Annotated in this window: 18 protein-coding genes; 9 read left to right on the top strand and 9 right to left on the bottom strand. The window is 64.3% G+C overall.

The features are described from left to right. The first annotated feature begins 80 nt into the window (after nucleotides 1-80). Together WG899_RS06760 and WG899_RS06755 are read left to right on the top strand one after the other, a co-directional pair. Nucleotides 81-1,001, top strand: a complete 921-nt coding sequence (locus WG899_RS06760) for a DMT family transporter (protein ID WP_339594866.1) — start codon at nucleotides 81-83, stop codon at nucleotides 999-1,001. 40 nt (nucleotides 1,002-1,041) lie between these two features. After that, on the top strand, nucleotides 1,042-1,830 hold the full coding sequence (locus WG899_RS06755) for an SDR family oxidoreductase (protein ID WP_339594865.1): 789 nt from the start codon (nucleotides 1,042-1,044) through the stop codon (nucleotides 1,828-1,830). Nucleotides 1,831-1,863: 33 nt separating this feature from the next. Here WG899_RS06755 and WG899_RS06750 read toward each other — a convergent pair whose 3' ends face one another. From WG899_RS06750 to lspA, 5 genes are all read right to left on the bottom strand, one after another. Further along, nucleotides 1,864-2,856, bottom strand: a complete 993-nt coding sequence (locus tag WG899_RS06750) for an NAD-dependent epimerase/dehydratase family protein (protein ID WP_339594864.1) — start codon at nucleotides 2,854-2,856, stop codon at nucleotides 1,864-1,866. Nucleotides 2,857-2,905: 49 nt separating this feature from the next. Then, a complete protein-coding gene (locus WG899_RS06745; protein WP_339594863.1) occupies nucleotides 2,906-3,811 on the bottom strand; it encodes a DMT family transporter in 906 nt (301 codons plus the stop codon). Next, nucleotides 3,808-5,364 carry an ATP-binding protein gene (locus tag WG899_RS06740; RefSeq protein ID WP_339594862.1) on the bottom strand — a complete coding sequence of 519 codons (1,557 nt, stop codon included), beginning with the start codon at nucleotides 5,362-5,364 and terminating at the stop codon, nucleotides 3,808-3,810. The genes WG899_RS06745 and WG899_RS06740 overlap by 4 nt, the downstream gene beginning before the upstream one ends. 135 nt (nucleotides 5,365-5,499) lie before the next feature. After that, a complete protein-coding gene (locus WG899_RS06735) occupies nucleotides 5,500-6,351 on the bottom strand; it encodes a DUF2189 domain-containing protein (protein ID WP_339594861.1) in 852 nt (283 codons plus the stop codon). Nucleotides 6,352-6,461: 110 nt separating this feature from the next. After that, nucleotides 6,462-6,959, bottom strand: a complete 498-nt coding sequence (lspA, locus tag WG899_RS06730; protein WP_339594860.1) for a signal peptidase II — start codon at nucleotides 6,957-6,959, stop codon at nucleotides 6,462-6,464. A gap of 190 nt (nucleotides 6,960-7,149) precedes the next feature. On the opposite strand from lspA, the gene WG899_RS06725 reads away from it, so the two are divergent. Next, the gene (locus tag WG899_RS06725; RefSeq protein ID WP_339594859.1) at nucleotides 7,150-7,659 is read left to right on the top strand and encodes a DUF1269 domain-containing protein; all 510 of its coding nucleotides are present in this window, start codon (nucleotides 7,150-7,152) and stop codon (nucleotides 7,657-7,659) included. Nucleotides 7,660-7,783: 124 nt separating this feature from the next. Here the strand turns inward: WG899_RS06725 and ileS are convergent, their stop codons facing one another. The 4 genes from ileS to WG899_RS06705 all read right to left on the bottom strand — a co-directional run bounded on the left by ileS (nucleotide 7,784) and on the right by WG899_RS06705 (nucleotide 14,776). Beyond that, nucleotides 7,784-10,621 (bottom strand): isoleucine--tRNA ligase, encoded by a 2,838-nt coding sequence (ileS, locus tag WG899_RS06720; protein WP_339594858.1) that lies wholly within the window; start codon nucleotides 10,619-10,621, stop codon nucleotides 7,784-7,786. 170 nt (nucleotides 10,622-10,791) lie between these two features. Next, entirely contained in the window at nucleotides 10,792-11,814 is a 1,023-nt protein-coding gene (locus tag WG899_RS06715) for a bifunctional riboflavin kinase/FAD synthetase (protein ID WP_339594857.1), read from the bottom strand. A gap of 56 nt (nucleotides 11,815-11,870) precedes the next feature. Next, nucleotides 11,871-13,784, bottom strand: coding sequence for an ATP-binding protein (locus WG899_RS06710; RefSeq protein ID WP_339594856.1), 1,914 nt, complete (start codon nucleotides 13,782-13,784; stop codon nucleotides 11,871-11,873). 191 nt (nucleotides 13,785-13,975) lie between these two features. Then, nucleotides 13,976-14,776 (bottom strand): pseudouridine synthase, encoded by an 801-nt coding sequence (locus WG899_RS06705; RefSeq protein WP_339595146.1) that lies wholly within the window; start codon nucleotides 14,774-14,776, stop codon nucleotides 13,976-13,978. Nucleotides 14,777-15,006: 230 nt separating this feature from the next. On the opposite strand from WG899_RS06705, the gene WG899_RS06700 reads away from it, so the two are divergent. The 6 genes from WG899_RS06700 (at nucleotide 15,007) to gsiD (ending at nucleotide 22,239) form a co-directional block, all read left to right on the top strand. Continuing rightward, nucleotides 15,007-15,912, top strand: a complete 906-nt coding sequence (locus tag WG899_RS06700) for a MurR/RpiR family transcriptional regulator (protein ID WP_339594855.1) — start codon at nucleotides 15,007-15,009, stop codon at nucleotides 15,910-15,912. After that, nucleotides 15,913-16,917, top strand: a complete 1,005-nt coding sequence (locus WG899_RS06695; protein ID WP_339594854.1) for an isoaspartyl peptidase/L-asparaginase family protein — start codon at nucleotides 15,913-15,915, stop codon at nucleotides 16,915-16,917. Next, nucleotides 16,914-18,767: a dipeptide ABC transporter ATP-binding protein gene (locus tag WG899_RS06690; RefSeq protein WP_339594853.1), complete on the top strand. Its 1,854-nt coding sequence runs from the start codon at nucleotides 16,914-16,916 to the stop codon at nucleotides 18,765-18,767. Before WG899_RS06695 ends, WG899_RS06690 begins: the two co-directional genes overlap by 4 nt. A gap of 61 nt (nucleotides 18,768-18,828) precedes the next feature. Beyond that, nucleotides 18,829-20,373: a glutathione ABC transporter substrate-binding protein GsiB gene (gsiB, locus tag WG899_RS06685; RefSeq protein ID WP_339594852.1), complete on the top strand. Its 1,545-nt coding sequence runs from the start codon at nucleotides 18,829-18,831 to the stop codon at nucleotides 20,371-20,373. A gap of 41 nt (nucleotides 20,374-20,414) precedes the next feature. After that, nucleotides 20,415-21,335, top strand: a complete 921-nt coding sequence (gene gsiC / locus WG899_RS06680) for a glutathione ABC transporter permease GsiC (protein ID WP_339594851.1) — start codon at nucleotides 20,415-20,417, stop codon at nucleotides 21,333-21,335. 1 nt (nucleotide 21,336) lies between these two features. After that, on the top strand, nucleotides 21,337-22,239 hold the full coding sequence (gene gsiD / locus WG899_RS06675) for a glutathione ABC transporter permease GsiD (RefSeq protein ID WP_339594850.1): 903 nt from the start codon (nucleotides 21,337-21,339) through the stop codon (nucleotides 22,237-22,239). Nucleotides 22,240-22,241 lie beyond the last annotated feature (2 nt).

Raw genomic sequence — 22,241 nt, 5'->3', positions numbered from 1 at the left:
TGCGCTTGACGAAGGCTTCGCGACATACGCAGGGCGCAGCGGCCTGCGTGCGGGCTGGCCCATGCCTAGAATCGACCGCAATGACTGCCGCTGCTACCGACTCTCCTCTCGCGCCTGTTGCGCGGCCCATTTGGCCGGGTCTGTTGCTGGCATCGCTGGGGGCCGTGGCCTTCTCGGGCAAGGCCATCATCGTCAAGCTGGCCTATCGGCATGGCGTCGATGCGGTCAGCTTGATCATGCTGCGCATGTTGTTCGCCTTGCCCTTGTTTCTGGCGCTGGCGATTTGGGCCGGGCGCGGCAAGCCGGCGCTGACCCGACGCGATTGGATCGCCGTCTTCGGCCTGGGTTTCTCGGGCTACTACCTGGCCAGTTTCTTGGACTTCGCGGGTCTGGCCTATGTCAGCGCCAGCTTTGAGCGCCTGATTTTGTATCTCAACCCGACCCTGGTCTTGCTGCTGGGCTGGGTCTTGTTCAAACGGCGCGTCAGCGCTCGGCAGTTGCTGGCGCTGTGCGTCAGCTATGCCGGTGTGCTGCTGGTATTCGGGCAGGAGTTGCATCTGCAAGGCAGCGATGTGCTGCTGGGTGCGGCGCTGGTCTTCGGCAGTGCGCTCAGCTATGCCTGCTATTTGCTGTTCAGTGGCGAGGAGGTTCAGCGCCTGGGGTCGCTGCGTCTGACCGGCTTGGCCACCAGCGTGGCATGTCTGTTGTGCATCGGGCAGTTCTTTGTGCTGCGGCCGGCCGCCAGTGCGTTCGCGGTGGCGCCCGAGGTCTTGTGGCTGTCGGTCTTGAATGCCACCGCCTGCACCTTCGCGCCGGTCTTGATGGTGATGATGGCGATCGAGAGGCTGGGCGCCAGCCTGGCGGCACAAACTGGCATGATCGGCCCGATGTCCACCATCCTAATGGGCGTGGTGATACTCGGTGAGCCCTTCACCCCTTGGGTCGCGGCGGGCACGCTGCTGGTGTTGAGCGGTGTTTGGTTGTTGGCGAAATGGCGCTGAAGTCCTCGATCAAGTTTGGTCCGAGGCGAAGGAGATAAACATGGATTTGGGACTGACGGGCCGCTGGGCCCTGGTGTGTGCGGCCAGCAAGGGCCTGGGGCGTGGTTGCGCCGAGGCCTTGGTGGGCGAGGGCGTCAACGTCGTCATCACCGCGCGTGGCGCCGAAGCCTTGGAGGCCACGGCCGCCGACTTGCGGCGCATCAATCCCGCCGTGCAGGTCTTGACGGTGGCGGGCGATATCGCCACGCCCGAGGCCCGTGCTGCCGCGCTGGCGGCTTGCCCGCAGGTCGATATCTTGATCAACAACGCCGGCGGCCCGCCGCCGGGTGACTTCCGTGATTGGGACCGCGCCGCCTGGCTGGCTGCCTTGGATGCCAATATGCTGACCCCGATCGAGTTGATCAAGGCCACCGTTGACGCCATGGCCGAGCGCGGCTTTGGCCGGGTGGTCAACATCACCTCCGGCGCGGTGAAGGCGCCGATCGATGTGTTGGGCTTGAGCAATGGTGCCCGTTCCGGCCTGACCGGCTTCATCGCCGGCCTGTCCCGTCAGCCCGGCCTGGCGGGGCGCAATGTGACCTTGAACAATCTGCTGCCCGGCGCTTTCGACACCGAACGCTTGCACAAGACCCTGGCGGCCGGTGGCGCCAAGCTGGGGCAAAGCAGTGAAGAGTTCGCCGCTAAACGGCGAGCCGCCATTCCGGCCCAGCGCTTTGGCACGGCGGCCGAGTTTGGCGCCATCTGTGCCATGCTGTGCAGCGCACAGGCGGGCTATCTGACCGGGCAGAACATCTTGCTCGACGGTGGTGCTTACCCCGGCGCTTTCTGAGCGCTCAGCGATAGGCCCTGCCGCAGCTGAACGCTAGGCTTGGTCCAGGGCCTGGCGGATCAACGCGGCCTCCCGCTCGGCCGTCAAGGCCGGCCGGAACTCCTGACCCAACAAGGACGCGCGCACATCGTGCAGCGTTTCAGCGGGCGAACTCAGGTGCAGGCCGAGGGATTGGGCCCGTTCACAGCTGACATCCATCAGGCTGCTGCGCGGGCCACCGTTCGGGCGGTACAGCGGCAGCTCGACAAAGCTCAGCCCGGCCTCGCGCAGCAGCGCGGCGGGCACCCAGACCCGCTGCTGTGCGCCAATCAAATCCAAGAAAGCGTCCCAACGCAGGCGCGGCCCGGCCATATTGAAGGCGCCGCTCAGGCCCTGTTCAATGACTCGGCAGCAAAAGCGGGCCAGGTCGCGTACATCCATGAACTGCACATGGTCGCTGCCATCGCCGGGCGCCAGCATGGCGCTTGCGGCAGGGGATTGGCTGAGTTCGGCGCGTTGGATCCAGTAGGCATAACGGCCACTGTCATCGTGCGGCCCGACCAGCGGCTGTGGCCGCAGCAGGGCGCAGCCTTGTTCGCCATAGAGTTGGCTCACGATGTCCTCGCAGGCCACCTTCAGCGGGCCATAGGTCTGAGCGTCGATCTCCTGCACATCGTCGCTCGCTGCGGGCAGGCGAGGGCAAGACTCGGTGACCGGGTGCAGGATCGGGTCGCCATAGACGCTGACCGCGCTGATGTAGACATAACGCTGAATCCGCCCGCGCAGCAATTCGGCGCTGGCGCGCACCTGCCTGGGCGTGTAGCCGCTGACGTCGATGCAGGCGTCCCAGCTGCGGCCGACCAATGATTGAAGACCGCTGACCCCCGCGTCGCGGTCACCGCGCAAGCGCTCCACGCTCGCCGGCAAGGAGTCAGGCGTTTGCCCGCGCGTCAGAATGCTGACGCGGTGGCCGGCGGCCAGCAAGGCTTCGACGATGTGGCGGCCCACGAACAGCGTGCCGCCCAGGACCAGTATGTTGAGCGCCATCAGACGAGGCAGACGAGGCAGACGAGGTAGACGAAGCAGCCGGCAGTGCTCACGGTTGCGCCGAGATCCAGATGCCAGCCGCAATCAGGGCAAAGGCCGCGCCGTGGTACCACTGTGGCCATTCGCCCAGCAAGGCGGCCGACATCAGCGCCGCGAACACCGGCGTCAGGTTGCCGAAGAAGGCTGCGATGGCCGGCCCGGCCTGTGCCACGCCCAGGCCCCAGCAGCGATAGGCAATCAGCGACGGCCCGACCGCCACATACAGCAGCGCCAGGGCAAGACCTGGCCCCCACAGAATCGGCTGCGGCCGCAACGCCTGTTCAAGCCCCGCCATGCCACCGGCAAACAAGAGGCCGAACATCAGCTGGGCCATCAAAACCGAGGCCCAGTCCCAGTCGGGGCGGGCATCACCGCGCATCGAGGCCGGCGGCCGCGCCAGCAACCAGCTGTAGATGGCCCAAGAAAATATCGCCAGCAGCATCAACAGATCACCGCTGACAAAGTGCACCTGAGCCAAGGTCTGCAAGGCCCCGCGGGCAATCACGAAGGCCACGCCGGCCAGCGACAGGGCGGCGCCCAAGATCTGCTTGGGCCGCGGTTTGACCCTGAACACCACGGCGCCCACCGCCAGCATCCAGACCGGCAGGCTGGCCGCAATCAGGGTGACGTTGAGTGCGCTGGAGCTGCGCAGTGCTTGGTATTGCAGCGCGTTGTAGCAGCCCATGCCCAAAAAACCGCTCAGCGCCAGATAGCGCCAGCGCTGCAGCAACGCTGTGGGTTGCTGAAACAGCCGCCAGGCCAAGGGCAGCAGCAGCAGGGCGGCCAGGCCCCAGCGCAGCGCGTTCAGGGCCAAGGGTGAAATGCTGCCGACCATCAGGCGCCCGACCACCGCATTGCCCGCCCACATCAGCGGAGGCAGGGTCAGCAGCAGGGCCAAGCGGGGCGTCAGTGTCATGCCGTCTTGGGCGGAACTTGCTGCAGGGCCACTTCGAAGCTGAAGCAGGAGCCGGTGCCCGGCTGGCTTTCCACCTGGATGCGGCCGCCCATCAGGCCGACCAGGCGCTGCACGATGGTCAGGCCCAGACCGGTGCCGCCATAGCGGCGTGTGATGCTGCCGTCGGCTTGCGTGAAGGGATCAAAGACCTGGCTGATTTGGTCGCGGGTCATGCCGATGCCGGTGTCGTGCACGCTCAGACGCAGGCGCAAGCCGGTAGAACTTTCCTGATCCATGGTGGTGGTGGGGTCGGGGCTGCCTTCGCCTTCGTCTTCAACCAATTGCACCTCGACCCGGACCTCACCTTTTTCGGTGAATTTCAAGGCATTGCCGACCAGATTGACCAGCACCTGGCGCAGGCGTAGGGCGTCGCCCAAGACGTGTTGGGGCACGCCGGGCTGTACCCGCGCATGCAGCTGAATGCCTTTTTCATGCGCCTGCAGCAGCAGCGGGTGCAGCGCCTCGCGCAGGCAGTCATGCAAGGAGAACGGCGCCTGCTCAATCACCACCCGGCCGGCCTCGATCTTGGCCACATCCAGCAGATCGTTGATGATGACCATCAGCCCCTTGGCCGAGTTGTGGGCCAACTCGATGAACTTGCGCTGCTTGTCGCTCAGCTCGGTTTGCAGCACCAACTCGGTCAGGCCCAGCACGCCATTCATCGGCGTGCGGATCTCGTGGCTCATATTGGCCAGAAAACTGCTCTTGGCCTGGCTGGCTGTTTCGGCCGCCTCGCGGGCCGCCTCCAGCGCCGCCTGGCTGGCTTTCAGATCGGCGATGTCGCGGGCATTCAGCAGCAGCACCGCTTCGCCGGTCACTGGGTCACGCATCGGGCTGGCATTCAGACCGTGCCAGCACAGGCCTTGCGGCGTCTGCAACTGCATATCGGCCTTGACGCTGACGCCGGTGCGAACCTGACGGATCACCTTGTCGGCATCCTCTGGATCGGCAAACAAGGCCGACAGTTCGCTGTCGCCGGGCTTGGGGCCGCCGGGCGCTTGCGCGGCCGGCTTGCCGGGGGTGCTGGCCTCCGGCTTGGCGCGCCCGAAGGCCAGTGCCGCGGCCGGGTTGCGCATCAGGCAACTGCCGTCCTTCAGGCTGAATACGGCAATCCGCACCGAGGTGTGTTGCAAGGCCTCGACGCCGCGCAGGACGCCGAGATCGGTGCCGCTGGCCAGCGAGTCGGCGGCGAACAGCATCACCTGGCGCCGGTCGGGCGTCAGCATGCCGCGTGAAACCAGCATGGCGGTGACCGGTTGCCCCTTGGGGTAGAGCGTCCATTGCTCGCGCACGATCTTGCCCTGGGCATGGTCGGTGGCGGTGACGGCCAGGCGCTCGCGCACGGCGGGCGTGGTGTCGGAAAAATCACGCGCCAGAAATTCCTCGGCGCTGGTCGCGCGCCAAAAACGCAGCGCGGCGGCATTGGCCCACAAATTGCGTTGCCGCTCGGCATCGAACACCCACATCGGGACGTCGAGCCAGTCGTAATGCGTCAGGGAAGAAAAGTCGAGCATGGGCAGGGCGAGAGGGAGTTTGCGTCAGATGAGCCGCATGGGCCTCGTAGATCTGCAAGAAAAACGCAGCCCGCATTGTGGCCCGGCCGGCTTGTCTTGCCCCTCCTTCAGTGAATATTTCTGAGGCTGAATTGCTCAGCCGAGGACGGCCGCCCGGTAGGCATGCCAGCTGGCGTGGCCAATCACTGGCCCGACGATCAGCAAGCCGGCAAACCAGGGCAGCAGGGCTAGCACCACGGCGACGGTGATCAAAAATCCCCACACCAGCATCACGCCCGGCTGCGACAGCACCAGCCGCAGGCTGGTCAGGCCGGCGGTCACCGCGTCGGCTTCGCGGGCCAGCAGCATCGGGATTGAGATCACACTGATTGCGTAAATCAGGCCCGCAAAGACGGCCCCAACGGCCAGGTAGACGATGATGAAACTGACGTTTTGCGGGTCCACCAGCTTGACGATCGAGCCGGCAAAGTCGGGCATGCCGTCAAAGCTGACGGCAAACACGATCAGCGCGGCCCGACCCCAGATCATTTCCAAAATCAACAGCACGCCGCCAAAAATGGCGATTTGCGACAGGCGCCGGTTCCAGGCGAACAGCGAGTCGATCAAGCTGGGTTTCTCGCCCATCTCCAGCCGCATGCTGACGTGGTACAGGCCCAGGCACAAGAACGGCCCCACCAGCAAGAAGCCGGCAGACAGCGCCAGGGTGTAGATCGGCGCATGCTTGAACACGCCCAGGATGGCCCAGCCCATCAACATGAAACACAGGCCGTAGAACAGGCCAATCAGCGGTGCGCGCTGGAAGTCGCGCCAGCCCGCGACCAGCCAACACAGCGGATCGCGCAGCCGCAAGGTGCGCAAGGGGATGTTGAAAGAGTTGTCGACCCTCGGCTCGGCGTCGGGCGTGCTGCCGGGGGCAGGATTCGCTGCCGCTGAGGTGGGCGCCGAGGGAGCTGGCGTGGCGATGGGAATGTGGGCGTTCTGCGTCATCAGCGCAGCGTAGAGGCGCAGCCGCCGTCGCACCAGCGGAGTTTCCAGCAGTCGACCGGGTCAAGGGGCTGTCGGCACCCTGCTGATGACCCGACCCTGCGCGTTGAAAATCAGCTGCGGCGTACCCGTCGCATCTCGTCCCAGATCAACAGCACAGCGCCGACGCTGATGGCACTGTCGGCGATATTGAAGGAGGGGAAGTACCAGCCGGCCCAGTGCACCTGGATGAAGTCAACCACATAGCCGTGCAGCAGGCGGTCGATCACATTGCCGAGGGCGCCGCCCAGAATCAGGCTGAGCGCCGTGGCGAACAGAGTTTGTTGGCCATGTTTACGCAGCATCACCACGATGAAAACCGTGGCCAGCGCACCCAGGCCGACAAAGAACCAGCGCTGCCAGCCGGCCGCACCGGCCAGAAAATTGAACGCGGCGCCGGTGTTGTGCCATCGCACGACATTGAAGAAGCTGGTCACGAAGCGGCTGTCACCCAACTGGAAGTTGCCCAGGATCAGCACCTTGGTGAACTGGTCCAGCAGGATGATGACGAGCGCAATCGCCAGCCATTGGCCCAGGCGCGGGCTTGATGAAAATTTCTTGGAGGTGGCCATGCAAAAACAAAAAAGGAAAGAGGGTCACAAACTCGGGCGTGGCCGCTAATGTAGCGCCCCTGATAGACCCGGGTGCGGGCTCACAGACGCGTCGGCGCTTGCTTGTGCGGCCGGAACGGCGTATCAATGGCGTATCCCGGTGCTTGGGGCGTGCGGTTCGCGCGCCACTCTGGGGGCAAGGAGTAGGCTCATGCGCAAACGTATTTACTGGTTGCTGCCGAATCTGGGTAGCGCTAGGCGGACGATGAACGAGTTGCTGCTGGCCCGCATTGGCGAGCGGCATATTCACTTTGTGGCGGCCGAGGGCGCGGAGATGAGCGGCCTGCACGCCGCCAATGTCTTGCAAACCTCCGATCTGGTCGGTGCGGCGCAAACCGGCCTGCTGATGGGCGCCGGCTTGGGCGCGGCCGGCGGGGTGGCCGCCGCCTATTCGCTGGGCAATATGGCCATGCCCGCCGCCGTGGTGATTGCCATGGCCGGGCTGGGAGCGGTGTTGGGCACCTGGTCGTCCAGCATGATCGGCAGTTCCACCCCAAGCCGACGCCTGCGCCGCTTCGAGTTGGCGATGGCGCAGGGCCAATACCTCTTGATGGTGGACGCGCCACGCGAGCGGGTGGCGGAAATTGAAACCCTGCTGGAGGCGACCCACCCGGAGGCGCATTTCGAAGGGCTGGAGCCGAATGTGCCGGCGTTTCCATAACGGCTAACTTACCTGCCTCGACTGATTCGGCAGAATCAGCCGCACAAAACAAAAGGGCGCCGAAGCGCCCTTTCTTTCTTGTCAGCCGATCTGCCTATTGCTTGAGCAGTGCTCTCGTCATCGCTCAGGCCATCGTGCGGGTTTCGCCGCTGCCGTGCAGATTGCTGTCGCAACGGCCGCACAGCGTGGGGTGCTCAGGATTGGCGCCCACGTCTTCGCGGTAATGCCAGCAGCGCTCGCATTTCTGCTGCGCCGAGGGCGTGACGCTGACGCTCAACTCCGCTGCTTCGCTCAGGCTGGCCGCCGAGGTGATGAAGACAAACTTCAGGTCTTCGCCCAAGCTTTGCAGCAGGGTCAGGTCTTGCGCATTGACGCCCAAGGCCACTTCAGCCTGCAGCGAGGAGCCGACACCGCCGTCCTTGCGCACGTCTTCGATCGCCTTGTTGACCGCTTCGCGGATCTCGCGGATGCGGCCCCACTTGGCCAGCAGCGCTTCATCGGGCGCGGCGAATTGCCAGTAGGTCTCGACAAAGATGCTCTCACCAGCCGGCTTGCCGCTGAAGATGGGCCAGGCTTCTTCGGCGGTGAAGCTGAGGAAGGGCGCCATCCAGCGCAGCATGCCGTGGGTCAGGTGCCACAGCGCGGTCTGGGCCGAGCGGCGGGCCAAGCTCTTGGGCGCGGTGGTGTAGAGGCGGTCCTTCAGCACATCCAAGTAGAAGGCGCCCAGGTCTTCCGAGCAATAGACCTGCAACTTGGCGACCACCGGGTGGAACTCGTAGCGTTGGTAATGCGCCAGGATCTCAGCCTGCATCTGTGCCGCGCGGGCCAGGGCAAAGCGGTCCACTTCCAGCAGCTGATCCAGCGGCACGGAGTCGGTGGTCGGGTCGAAGTCGCTGACATTGGCCAGCAAGAAGCGCAAGGTGTTGCGGATGCGGCGGTAGGCGTCGACCACGCGGGCCAGGATCTTGTCGTCCAAACCGAGGTCACCCGAGTAGTCGGTCGAGGCGCACCACAGTCGGATGATCTCGGCGCCCATCTTCTCGCTGACGGTTTGCGGCGCCACCACATTGCCCACCGACTTGCTCATCTTGCGGCCAGCGCCGTCCACGACGAAGCCGTGCGTCAGCAAGCCCTTGTAGGGCGCGCGGCCGTAGAGCGCGCAGCCGATCAGCAGCGAGCTGTGGAACCAGCCGCGGTGCTGGTCATGGCCTTCCAGATACAGATCGGCCTCCGGGCCTTGCGCATGCGCCGCGCCGGCATGGCTGCCGTTCAGCACATGTTGGAAGGTCGAACCGGAGTCAAACCAGACGTCCAGGATGTCGCTGCCCTTGCTGTACTCCGCCGCTTCGGCGCCCAGCCACTCGGCCGGGTCCAGCTTGGCCCAAGCTTCCACACCGCCGGCTTCGACGATGACGGCGGCGCGCTCGATGAACTCCAGCGTCTTGGGATGCGGCAGGCCCGAGTCCTTGTGCAAGAAGATCGGCAGCGGCACGCCCCAGCTGCGCTGACGCGAGATGCACCAGTCGGGCCGGCCGGCGATCATGTCGCGCAGACGGGCGCGGCCGTTCTCGGGGTAGAAGCTGGTGGCGTCGATGGCTTCCAGCGCGGTCTGGCGAAGCGTCTTCTCGGCGCGGTCCACGGCGAACAAGCCTTCGCCCTCGTCCATGCGCACAAACCATTGGGCCGCAGCGCGGTAGATCACCGGCGTTTTGTGGCGCCAGCAATGCGGGTAGCTGTGGGTGATCTTCACATGCGAGAGCAGGCGGCCGGCGTTCTCCAGCGCCTCGGCGATCACCGGGTTGGCCTTCCAGATGTGCAGGCCGCCGAACAGCGGCAGCTCAGCCTCGTACTGGCCGTTGCCTTGCACCGGATTCAAGATGTCCTTGAAGGCCATGCCGTGGCTGATGCAGCTCTGGAAGTCGTCCAGACCATAAGCTGGCGCCGAGTGCACAACGCCGGTGCCGTCTTCGGCGGTGGCGTAGTCGGCGAGGTAGACCGGGCTGGTCCGATCAAAGCCGGCGTCCACATGGGCCAGCGGATGCTTGAACTTCAGCATCGCCAGGTTCTTGCCGACGGTGGTGGCGAGCACCGAGCCTTCCAGCTTCCAGCGGGCCAGGCATTTCTCCACCAACGCCTCGGCCACCATGTAGATGCCGCGCGGCGTGTCCACCAGGGCGTAGACCAGCTCCGGGTTCAGGTTCAGCGCCTGGTTGGCCGGGATGGTCCAGGGTGTGGTGGTCCAGATGACGGTGAAGGCTTCTTTGTTCAGAGCTGGCAGACCAAAGGCCGCAGCCAGCTTCTCGGGCTCGGCGCTCAAGAAGGCCACGTCCACCGCCGGGCTCTGCTTGTCTTGGTACTCGATCTCGAACTCGGCCAGCGAAGAGCCGCAGTCAAAGCACCAGTAGACGGGCTTCAGGCCGCGGTACACAAAGCCGCGCTCGAACAAGCGCTTCAAGACGCGGATCTCGCCGGCCTCGTTCTTGAAGTCCATGGTGCGGTACGGGCGGTCCCATTCGCCCAGCACGCCCAGGCGCTTGAAGTCGGCGCGCTGCGCGTCGATCTGCTCGCCGGCATAGGCGCGGCTCTTGGCCTGCACCTCATCGCGCGGCAGGCCGCGGCCGAAGGTTTTTTCGATCTGGTTCTCGATCGGCAGGCCGTGGCAGTCCCAGCCGGGGATGTAGGCCGCGTCAAAGCCTTCCAGCTGGCGCGCCTTGACGATCATGTCCTTGAGGATCTTGTTCGCGGCGTGGCCGATGTGGATTTGGCCGTTGGCATAGGGCGGGCCGTCGTGCAGCACGAACTTGGGCGCGCCACAGCGGGCGTCGCGCAGCTTTTTGTAAGTGCCTTGTTCTTCCCAGGTCTTCACCCAGCCCGGCTCGCGCTTGGGCAGATCGCCACGCATGGGGAAGGGCGTGTCGGGCAGATTCAGGCTGGCGCGGTAGTCTTTTTTATCGGTGCTCATGAGGGGTCCAGAACTTGTGCATTCGAGGGCGCTGCGCGCATTTGCGGGGCGCCGTAGCGGGGTGGGGGGGCAGCTCAGGCTGCCTGTGCGGGCGGCCTTATTTGAGTTCGAGGTGAATCAAAACCAGGCCCAAAAAGGCGGTAGGAAGGGGCGGCAAGACCCCGCCAGCGTCAAATTCGATCGCGTGTGGTCTGGCGCCGCATGGCGGCATGGGTGGCCAAAAAGGCTCGCGCGTCCGCCACATCCTGCCGGATGGCGGCCGTCAGTGCCGGCAGCCCGTCGTAGCGGGCTTCGTCGCGAAGTTTATGCAGCAGTTCCACGCGCACGAGTTTACCGTAGGCCCCGTTGCTGCCGAGATCGGCTGGCCAATCCAGGCAATGCACCTCCAGCAGCACGCGGCCGGCGTCTTCCACCGTGGGCCGCACGCCGAGCGAGGCCACGCCGTCCAGCGGCTGCTGGCTCAGGCCATGGGTGCGCACCGCGAAGATGCCATGGGCGGCGGGCTTGTCATGCGCAAAGCGCAGGTTCATGGTTCTGAAGCCGTCGAGTGCGCCGGGGCTGGACTCGCCCAGGCTGCGGCCCAGTTTTTGCCCATGCACCACATGGCCGGAGATGGCATAGGGGCGGCCCAGCAAACGGGTGGCGGCCGCCATATCGCCGCCGGCCAGCGCCTCGCGTACCGCCGAGCTGCTGACGCGCAGGCCATGCACCTCGTAACTCATCATGCGGGCCACATCAAAGCCTTGCTGGCGCCCGGCGGCATCCAGGGTGGCGTAATCGCCCTGGCGCTTGGCGCCGAAGCGGAAGTCATCGCCGACCAGAATGTATTTGGCCCCCAGCCCTTGCTGCAGCACCTGGGCGATGAAGTCTTGGGCACTCAAGGAGGCCAGACGTTCATCAAAGCGCAGCACCACCACCTGGTCAATGCCGCAACGCTCCAACTCGCTCAGCTTGTCGCGCAGCGACGCGATGCGGGCCGGTGCCAGCTCGGGCTTGCCGAGCTTCGCGGCAAAGTAGTCGCGCGGATGCGGCTCGAAGGTCATCACGCAAGACGGCAGCCCGCGGTGCGAAGCCTCGGATTTCAACAGCGCCAACATGGCCTGGTGGCCGCGGTGGACGCCGTCGAAGTTGCCGATGGTCAGCGCGCAGGCGGGCGCAATGCCGGGGTGGTGGAAGCCGCGAAAAACATGCATGGCGGCGATTATCGTTCGGCCGCCAAATGTGGGGCCTGGCCGGGCCGGGCTGAGCCTCAGACCAATTCTGCGACCTGCAGATGGCGCTGCGCCACGGCCACCAGATCGTCCATCTCGAAAGGCTTGACCAGGTAGTCATCCATGCCGCATTGGATGCAGCGTTCGCGGTCGCCGTTGACCGCGCTGGCGGTCAGGGCCACGATCGGCACATGGCCGAGGAAGCGGCTGCGCTCCAGGGCGCGCCAGCGGCGTGTCGCCTCGAAACCATCCATCTTGGGCATCTGGCAGTCCATCAGCACCAGGTCGTAGGCGCTGGCTTCCAGCCGCTCCAAGGCCTCCAGGCCGTTTTCGGCTTGGTCGACCTGCAGACCGCAGCTCTCGAGCATTGAGGATGCGACCAGGACATTGACCATGCTGTCATCCACCAGCAGCACTCGGCCGGATAGGCGTGGCGTGCTGGGTGTCTGGGCTGCGCTGGGCAACTGGCTTGCGATTGGTGCGCTGTGGCTTTCATTGACGGCCATGGCCGGCGCCGGTGTGGCGGGCCGTGGCGTACGCGTCGGCGCGGCTTCGGCGGCTGGCAGCAAGGGCAAGGTGAATTCAAACAGCGAGCCTTGGCCGGGTACCGAGCTGCAGCGCAGATCGCCGCCCATGGCGCGCGCCAATTCCCGCGAAATGGTCAGGCCCAGGCCGGTGCCATCTTGGCGGCGGGGGCGCTTGTCCTGGCCCATGGCCTCGGCCTGCTCGAAGGGCGCGAAGACGCGTTCCATCTGGTCGGCGGCGATGCCCTCGCCGGTGTCGCGCACGGCGAAGCGCAAGAGCGTGCCGGCGCGCATGTCCAGGGTCGGGCTGACCTCGACCGTGACCTGGCCGCGCTCGGTGAACTTGATGGCATTGCCGATCAGGTTGTGCAGCACCTGCTTGATGCGCGAGGCGTCGCCCAAGGCATGGCCGGGCAGGGCGGGGCTGAGGTTGAGGGAGAAGTCCAGGCCCTTGTCGCGGGCGGTTTCGCTCAGCAGGCGGCAAACATCGTCGACCGTTTCGCGCACATTGACCGGCCCGGCGTCAACCGCCAGCTTGCCCGATTCGATGCGGGCCAAATCGAGAATGTCGTTCACCAAGGCCAGCAAGTGCTGGCCGGAGCGCCGCATGATGTCGACCTGCTCGCGCTGCTGGCCGTCCAACTGGGTGCGCGCCAACAACTGGGTCATGCCCAAGATGCCATTCAAGGGGGTACGAATCTCGTGGCTCATCACGGCCACAAAACGGCTCTTGCTGCTGCTGGAATGTTCGGCCGATTGCAATGCTTGCTTGCGCTGCTGGGCCAGCCAGTCGGTGGCAAAGCGCAGACGCAAGAGTTCGGTGGCGCGGGTTTCGATGCCGCGCGACTCCTTCAGGGCAATCGCCATGAAGATCAACAGGCTCAAGCCGGTGAGTGCCCCTTGCTGGTCAGCGCGGCTGAGGTGGTAGACCACCAAGGGCCCCAGGGCCAGCGCACAAAAAACCAGATTGGCGCGCATACGGCCGCCCAAGGAGAATAAGGCGATGGCGCCCAAGCCCACCATGGCTGCCAACATCAGGCCTTCAATCTGAGGAGCGGCGGGGGCGTGGAAAAACCAGCCCATGGCGCCCCAGGTGAGCGCATCCAGGGTCAGCAAGCCCAGAAAGCGTTGGCGCCAGGGCGCCAGCTCTGCGTGGCTGGGCTGTTTCGCCCTGAACGCACGGAAACGGTACAAGTCCCAGCAGCGGATCAGGCTCATGAGCACGCGCGCGCTCAACCAGCCCAGCAGCAAGGCGGGCGGCAAATGCGGCCACAGCAAGAGGACCGGAAAAAGGCTGAACAACAGGCCCAGCGAAGTGGGCGTCAAGCTGCGTTCATAGAGCGATGCCAATTGCTCCGACTGCACCTGTTCGGCGATGTCGGGGCCCGCGTCTTCGCTCACCTGTCCTGAGCCAGGTTCTGCCGTCATAAATATGTATTCCCTCGGAAACTGGCCACCTCTCAAGAGGGGGCTCATGGGCGGTGAGTCTGATGCTCCCGCTCGTCAGCCGAGGTTCTACATGCACTTCGTTACAGAATGATCGGGATCAACCCTCAACGTCGCGCCGAAGCCGCAAAACCGGGGGCAAACCCCAGGCTTCGTTGACCGTCATCAAACTGTTATTTGGGTGTGATGAGGTCCGGGCTGTTGACCCAGCACCATTCGCCCGGCTTCAAATCTGTCGGCAAGGTCAGCGCGCCGAACTGCGGGCGGTGCAGGCTTTCGACTCGGTTGCCGACGGCGGCCACCATGCGTTTGACTTGGTGGTACTTGCCCTCGATCAATGTCAGGCGCAGGCCATGGGTGCCAAAGCTCTCGGCACCTTCGGCGCGCACGGTCTCAGGCACATAGGGTGTGCTGCGCTCGGGCTTGCTATTGGGTTTTCCGGCGGACTTGGATGCACTTCGCCCGGAAGCGCCGGCCACGACGACTGGCTTGCTCGGCTCGGGTTCACGCAACTCCACGCCGGCCAGCAGTTGAGCCACCATTTCCGGCGTGACTGGATGCTTGCACTGGGCCTCATAGATCTTGGGCACATGGTGCTTGGGGCTGGTCAGCTTGTGGATCAGGGCGCCGTCGTCGGTCAAGAGCAGCAGACCGGTGGTGTCCTCGTCGAGGCGGCCGATAGGCTGCACGTCGCGCTCGCGCAGCGGCGCGGGCAAGAGGTTCATCACGCTGGGGTGGTGCTTGGGTTTGCGAGAGCATTCATAGCCGCTCGGCTTGTTGAGCAGGATCAGTGCCTTTTCATGAAAGGGCCAGGTCTTGCCACTGACCTCAAACTCCAAGCCTTCGGTTTCGAATTCTTCCCAAGGGTCATTCAGGATCTCGCCCTTGATGCTGACTTCGCCGTTGAACAGCAGTCCGGAACAGAGGCGGCGGCTACCGAAGCCTTGAGAAAAGAGAATTTGGGCGATGTGCATCTTCATGCCGGTATTGTCCCTCAGCGGCTTGCGGGCATGACAGCCGCCAGCGCGAGGCTTGGTTGGCTCACGATCTCAGGGTTTCTCTGCGGCAACCGAAGGCGTCAGGGGTGAAAGAATGTTTTCAAATTTCAACCCGCCATTGAAAGTAATCTTTCAAATTGAAGTCTCCTCCCGGAAAGACGCCAAGTCAGGCGCCGCGTTTGGCGGCCTTCGCGAGCTTGTCTGTCGTGCAGCAGATTGCCCAGCGTGCGCCTGGCATGTCGGCGACGCAGCAGCGCATGGCGGCGGCGGTGCAGGCGCATCCCTTTCGGGCCGCGACCGCTTCGATCGATGAATTTGCGAAAGAGGTGGGCGTGTCGATGGCTTCGGCCAACCGCTTTGCTGTCGCCTTGGGTTTCCGTGGCTACGCCCAGTTTCGGGCCGAGTTGGCGCGCGCCTTTGAATCCACCCTGGCACCGGTGGAGCGATTGCGCAGCGGCCTGGCGCAGGGTGCGGCCGACAGCGCCGAGGCCATGGCGCGCTCGCTGGAGGAAGATAGACGCAATCTGGAGAGCACCCGCGAGGGCTTGCGGGCCGATGTCTGTGAGCAAGCGGTCGACATGATTCTGGCCGCGCGCCGCGTCAACACCTTGGGCTATGGGGCCAGCGCCTATCTGGCGGGGCTGATGCACCATGAGTTGGATGCCTACTGCCGCGATGTCGCCACCTTGTCGCAGATGCCCGGCCCCAGCCATGCGGCGAGGCAGATCTTCAAATTGGCGGAGACCGATCTGTTGGTCGTGATCGCCATGCCGCGCTATAGCGAAGACACGGTGCTGCTGACCACAATGGCGCGCGAGCGCGGCTGCAAGATCCTCGCGCTGACCGATCAGCCGAGCTCGCCGGTGGTGCAGTTGGCCGACGTGGTCTTGTATGTGCAGGCCAGCAAGCAGATGTCGGCCACCTCCAATGCCGCGGCCTTGGCCTGCATCGAGGCCTTGTGCTCGGCGGTAGCGCGGCGCACGCCGCAGGCGGTGCAGCGTGCACAGGAGTTGGCCCGTTATGTGGTGCCCTGGCTGCATATGAATAAATCGGGCCAGCGGACCGGACTGAAAACGCGCAGTGCCGGCAAGGCCGGTGAACGGAAAACATAGATGACACACACAACCGTGAATCCACCGCGGCCCGTCTTGGCCATTCATGGCGGCGCCGGCACCTTGTTGCGCAGCCAGATGAGCGAAGCCAAAGAGGGGGAGTACTTGGCGGCGCTGCGTTCGATACTGGAGGCAGGGCAAGCTCAACTCGCCGCCGGTGTCGGCGCGCTTGAGGTGGCCGTGGAGGCGGTGCGGCGCTTGGAAGAGTGCGAGCTGTTCAACGCCGGCCGGGGCGCGGTCTACACCGCAGCCGGCAGCCATGAGCTGGACGCCAGCGTGATGGACGGCAGCAATCTGCAAGCCGGCGCCGTGGCCGGGGTGACGCGCACGCGCAACCCGGTGCTGGCCGCGCAGGCGGTGATGCAGCACAGCGAGCACTTGATGTTTATTGGCGCGGCGGCCGATGCTTTTGCGGCGGCGCAGGGCTTGGAGCAAGTCGAGCCCAGCTGGTTTGGCACGACCGCACGCTTAGAACAATTGCGCCGCGCCCAGCAGGCGCAGACAGGCGCACTCCTGGACCATGACGGCCAGCAACTCGCTGCAAGCGCTGCCGCCGGCGGCCCCATCGATGAGCGCAGCAAAACCGGCACGGTGGGCGCGGTGGCCTTGGATGCCAAGGGGCACTTGGCGGCTGCGACCTCGACCGGCGGCATGACCAATAAGCAGGTCGGCCGGGTAGGCGATTCGCCCATCATCGGCGCGGGCTGCTATGCCAATGATGCGACCGTGGCGGTGTCTTGCACCGGCACCGGCGAAGCCTTTATGCGCAGCTGCGCGGCCTTTGATGTGTCGGCGCAGATGGAATACCTTGGGCTTGGCGTAGCGGCGGCCGCCGAGCGGGTGGTGCATGGCAAGTTGCCCAAGGTGGGGGGCAGTGGCGGCCTGATCGCGCTGGCGGCCAATGGTGAGCTGAGCCTGTGCTTCAACTCCGAAGGCATGTACCGCGGTTATGCCCGCGTCGGCGAGGTGCCGGTGGTAGCGATCTACGGAGATCAAGCCCGATGAACGAGGTGGTGAAGCCTTCCGTGCTGACGGTGAGCGACCTGACAGTGCGCTTCAAGACGGAGGCTGGCCACAGCGATGTGGTGCGCAATCTGAGCTTTCGGGTCGGTCCCGGCGAGACGCTGGCGATTGTGGGTGAATCGGGGTCTGGCAAGTCGGTCACCTCGCTGGCCATCATGCGGCTGATCGAGCATGGCGGCGGCCAGATCGTCGGCGGCAGCATTCGTTTCCAGCCGCGTCAGGGCGAAGCGTTGGACTTGGCCCAGGCCGCCGAGGCACGCATGCGCAAGATCCGCGGTGCCGATATCGCGATGATCTTCCAGGAGCCGATGACCTCGCTGAACCCGGTTTTCACCGTGGGGGAGCAGATCGCCGAGGCAATCCGCATTCACCAGGGGCAGAGCAGCGCGGCGGCGCTGGCCGAGGCCTTGCGCATGTTGGAGTTGGTGCGCATCCCGGCCGCGCGCCAGGTGCTGACGCGGCACCCGCATCAGCTCAGCGGCGGCATGCGCCAGCGGGTGATGATTGCCATGGCGCTGGCCTGCAAGCCCAGCCTCTTGATCGCGGACGAACCCACCACCGCGCTGGACGTCACCATCCAGGCGCAGATCCTGCAACTGATCCGCTCGCTGCAGCAGGAGATGAAGATGGGGGTGATGCTGATCACCCACGATATGGGCGTGGTGGCCGAATGCGCCGACCGCGTGGCGGTGATGCTGCGCGGCGAGAAGGTGGAAGAGGGCGAGACGCTGGCGCTGTTTGAGGCGCCTCAGCATCGCTACACCCGCGCGCTGCTGTCGGCCGTGCCGCGGCTGGGCGCGATGGCGGGCAGTGATGCGCCGGCCAGCTTCTCTTTGATGAGTGCCGAAGATGCGCAGATGAGCGCGGTGCGGGTCCAAGACAAAGCGCCTGGTGAGCTGCTCTTGGAAGTCAAGCAGCTGACGACTCGCTTCGACATTCGCGAGGGCCTGCTCAACCGGGTGAAGAAACGGGTGCATGCGGTGGAGCAGGTGTCCTTTGAGCTGCGCGCCGGCGAGACCCTGGCCTTGGTGGGGGAGTCGGGCTGCGGCAAGTCCACCACCGGGCGCAGCTTGTTGAAATTGGTGGAGGCCAATGCGGGCCAGATTCTGTTCCGTGGCCGAGACCTGACCCGTTTGTCGCGCAGCCAGATGCAGCCGCTGCGGCGCGATATCCAGATGATTTTTCAGGACCCCTATGCCTCGCTGGACCCGCGGCTGACGGTGGGTTTTTCAATCGCCGAGCCGCTATACATCCACAAGCTGGCCACGCCGGCCCAGGCCGAGGAGCGGGTGCAGTGGTTGCTGCAACGAGTGGGCCTGCCGCCCGATGCAGCCCATCGTTATCCGCATGAGTTCTCGGGTGGTCAGCGCCAGCGCATTGCGATTGCACGCGCTTTGGCGCTGAACCCTAAGCTGATCGTGGCGGACGAGGCGGTGTCGGCGCTGGATGTATCGATCCGGGCTCAGATCGTTAACCTGATGCTGGACCTGCAGGCCGAGTTGGGCCTGAGCTATTTGTTCATCTCGCACGATATGGCCGTGGTCGAGCGGGTGGCGCATCGGGTGGCGGTGATGTATCTGGGGCAAATCGTCGAGATCGGCCCGCGCCGCGCGATTTTTGAGAACCCGCAGCATGACTACACCAAACGTTTGATGTCAGCGGTGCCGGTGGCGGATCCGCGTTTGCGCCGCGGCCCGACCGAATTGCTCAGCGGAGAAATCCCCAGCCCCATGCGCAGCTTGGACGACCCGCCAACGGTCGCGCCGCTGGTGGCCGTGGGCTTTGATCATTTTGTGGCCCGGCATGAAGTGGGGCTGAAGAAGGTGGCCTGATTGTTTCAGTGCCCGCAGGTTTGAGGGCTTGAGTTTTCTTTTGAACAGGGAGATCGACACGATGAATGCCAAACTATTTGCCGCCGTGGCTTTGGCCGCAGCGCTTGCCACCGGCCTGAGCAGCACCGCTGCGCTGGCGCAGGACAAGACCGCTGTGTTTGCAGTTGAGAACACTTTTGCCTCGCTGGACCCTTACGACACCAATGTCACGCTCGACCTGTCGGTGTGCAAGAGCTTCTACCAAGGGCTTTACACCTTTGACAAAGACCTGAAGGTGATGCCGCAACTGGCCGACAGCTACGAGACCGCCAAGGCCGGCCTGATCTATACCTTCAAGCTCAAAAAAGGCATCAAGTTCCACGACGGCACGGACTTCAATGCAGCTGCGGTGAAGGCGGTGTTTGACCGTGTCACCAACCCCGAGAACAAGCTCAAGCGCTACAACCTGTTCTCGAATATCGACAGCACCACGGTCATCGACGACTACACCGTCAAGATCACGCTGAAGCGGCCGTTCTCGGCCTTCATCAACCAGCTGGCCCACCCCTCGGCGGTGATGATCTCGCCAACGGCTTTGGCCAAGTACGGCAAGCAAATCGGCATGAACCCGGTCGGCACCGGCCCCTTCAAGTTCGTCGAGTGGAAGCAACCCGACTATGTGAAGGTGGTGAAGAACGACAAATACTGGAAAGCCGGCTGGCCCAAGCTGGACGCCATCATTTGGAAGCCGGTGGGTGACAGCAATACCCGCACCGCCATGCTGCAGGCCGGCGAGGCCCATTTCACCGCACCACTGCCGGTGGAGCAGGCCGAGAACCTGATGCAAAACCCCAAGCTCGACGTCGTCAGCGGGCCGGGCATCTTCGCCCAGTACCTGTCGATGAACACGATGAAGAAGCCCTTCAACGATGTGCGGGTACGCCACGCGATCAACTATGCGATCAACAAGGAGGCGCTGGCCAAGGTGCTCTACAAGGGCTATGCGACGCCGGCCGAAGGGCCGGTGCCGATTGGTGTGGAGTACGCTGTCAAGACCGGCCGTTACGAACACAACCCGGCCAAGGCGCGCGAGTTGCTGAAGGCGGCCGGCTACCCGAATGGTTTTGAAACCGAACTCTGGGCGGCCAACACCAGCATTGCGCAGAAGGGCACGCAGTTCTTGCAGCAGCAACTGGCCCAGGTGGGCATCAAGGCCAAGATTACTTTGATGGAAACCGGCCAGCGGGTGCAGCAATTGGAGAATGTGCAAAAGCCGGAAGATGCGGCGGTGCGCCTGTACTTCGCTGGCTGGTCCTCTTCCACCGGCGAGGCCGACTGGGGCTTGCGCCCGCTGTTCGCCACCGAGTCGCAACCGCCCAAGCTGCAGAACTTCGCCTACTACAGCAATACCGAGTTTGACGATTTGCTGTACGAAGCGCTGGGCACGGCCGACCGCGAGAAGAAGGCTAAGGCCTACGCTCGCGCGCAAGAGATCGTCCACAAGGAAGCACCTTGGGCCTTTCTGGTGACTCGCAAAGTGGCCTATGCCAAGAGCAAGACGCTCAAGGGCATTTACCAAATGCCGGACAACAGCTTCTTCTTTGAAGATGTGCAGTTCAGCAAGTAAGCGCTAAACCGGCTTCCCCACCTGGACTCGATCGCTCGCCCATGTTTCAGTACCTCCTCAAGCGCTTGGCAGGCCTTTTGCCCACCTTGCTGATCGTTGCCGTGTTCGTGTTTTTCTTCGTCCACCTGCTGCCCGGCGACCCGGCGCGGCTGGCGGCCGGGGCCGAGGCCGACCCCGAAACGGTGGAACTGGTGCGGCGCGATCTGGGCCTGGACAAGCCGATGCTGGAGCAGTTCACCCGCTTCGTCGGCGGCGCGCTGCGCGGCGACTTTGGCCACTCCATTCGTACCAAGCGGCCGGTGATCGATGAGATTGCCGACCGTCTCCCCTACACCTTGAAGCTAACGCTGGCGGCCATGGGCTGGTCGGTGCTGTTCGGCTTGGTGATTGGGGTGGTGGCCGCCGTCAAGCGCAATCGCTGGCAAGACCGGCTGGGCATGACCTTGGCGGTGTCGGGCATCTCCTTCCCGTCCTTTGCCTTGGGCCTGCTCTTGATGATGGTGTTTGCGGTGGGCCTGGGCTGGCTGCCCACCGTGGGTGCCGACAGTTGGCGGCATTACGTCTTGCCTTCACTGACTCTAGGCGCCGGTGTGGCGGCGGTGATGGCGCGCTTCACTCGCTCATCGTTTGTGGACATCTTGCATGAGGACTACATCCGCACCGCGCGGGCCAAGGGGGTCTCTGAGACCGGCGTGGTGCTCAAGCATGGGCTTCGCAATGCCTTGATTCCGGTCGTCACCATGATGGGGCTGCAGTTCGGCTTCTTGCTCGGCGGCTCCATCGTGGTGGAGAAGGTCTTCAACTGGCCGGGCATGGGCCGGCTCTTGGTGGATGCCGTCGAGATGCGCGATTACCCGGTGATTCAGGCCGAGGTTTTGCTGTTCTCGCTGCAGTTCATTTTGATCAATCTGATCGTGGACCTGCTCTACGGCCTGATCAATCCGACCATTCGTTACAAGTGATATGAGCAGCCCAAGTCTTCCTCTTTCAGCGCCTGGCGGCTCGGCCGCCAAGGTGCGCACGCCAGCCTCGGAGTTTTGGCGCAAGTTCAAGAAGCAGCGGGTGGCGATGCTGGCGCTGGGCTTTGTCTTTGTCTTGATCGTGCTGGCGCTGGCGGCGCCTTGGATCACGCCCTATGACGCCGAGAACTATTTTGACTATGACCGCATCAACGCCACGCCCTCGGCCGAGCATTGGTTCGGGGTTGACGCCTTGGGGCGTGACATCTTCAGCCGCATCTTGATGGGCGCGCGAGTGTCGCTGACTGCGGGCTTGGTGTCGGTGGCGGTAGGCTCGGTGTTAGGCACCAGCTTGGGCTTGCTGGCAGGCTATTACGAAGGTTGGTGTGACCGCGTCATCATGCGTTTGTGCGACGTCTTGTTTGCCTTCCCTGGTATCTTGCTGGCCATTGGCATCGTGGCGATTCTGGGCGGCGGCATGGTCAATGTGGTCATCGCCGTGGCGGTGTTTTCAATCCCCACCTTTGCTCGCCTGGTGCGCGGCAATACGCTGGCGCTGAAGCACTTGACCTATGTGGAGGCGGCCCGCTCGATTGGCGCTTCCGACTGGACCATCATCACCCGCCACATCCTGCCCGGCACGGTTTCTACCGTGGTGGTTTTCTTCACCATGCGTATCGGCACCTCCATCATTACCGCGGCCAGCTTGAGCTTTCTGGGCATGGGCGCTCAGCCACCCACGCCCGAATGGGGCGCAATGCTGAACGAGGCGCGCAGCGATATGGTGAACGCGCCGCATATCGCTCTCATCCCCAGCATTGCGATCTTTCTGACCGTGCTGGCCTTCAATCTGCTGGGTGATGGGCTGCGCGACGCGCTGGACCCCAAGCTCGATAGCAGCCGCTGAAC

The organism is Paucibacter hankyongi, assembly GCF_037482915.1.
Classification (GTDB): domain Bacteria; phylum Pseudomonadota; class Gammaproteobacteria; order Burkholderiales; family Burkholderiaceae_C; genus Paucibacter_A; species Paucibacter_A hankyongi.
The sequence above is the reverse complement of the archived record's forward strand: the minus strand, read 5'-3'. Positions and strand labels throughout refer to the sequence as shown.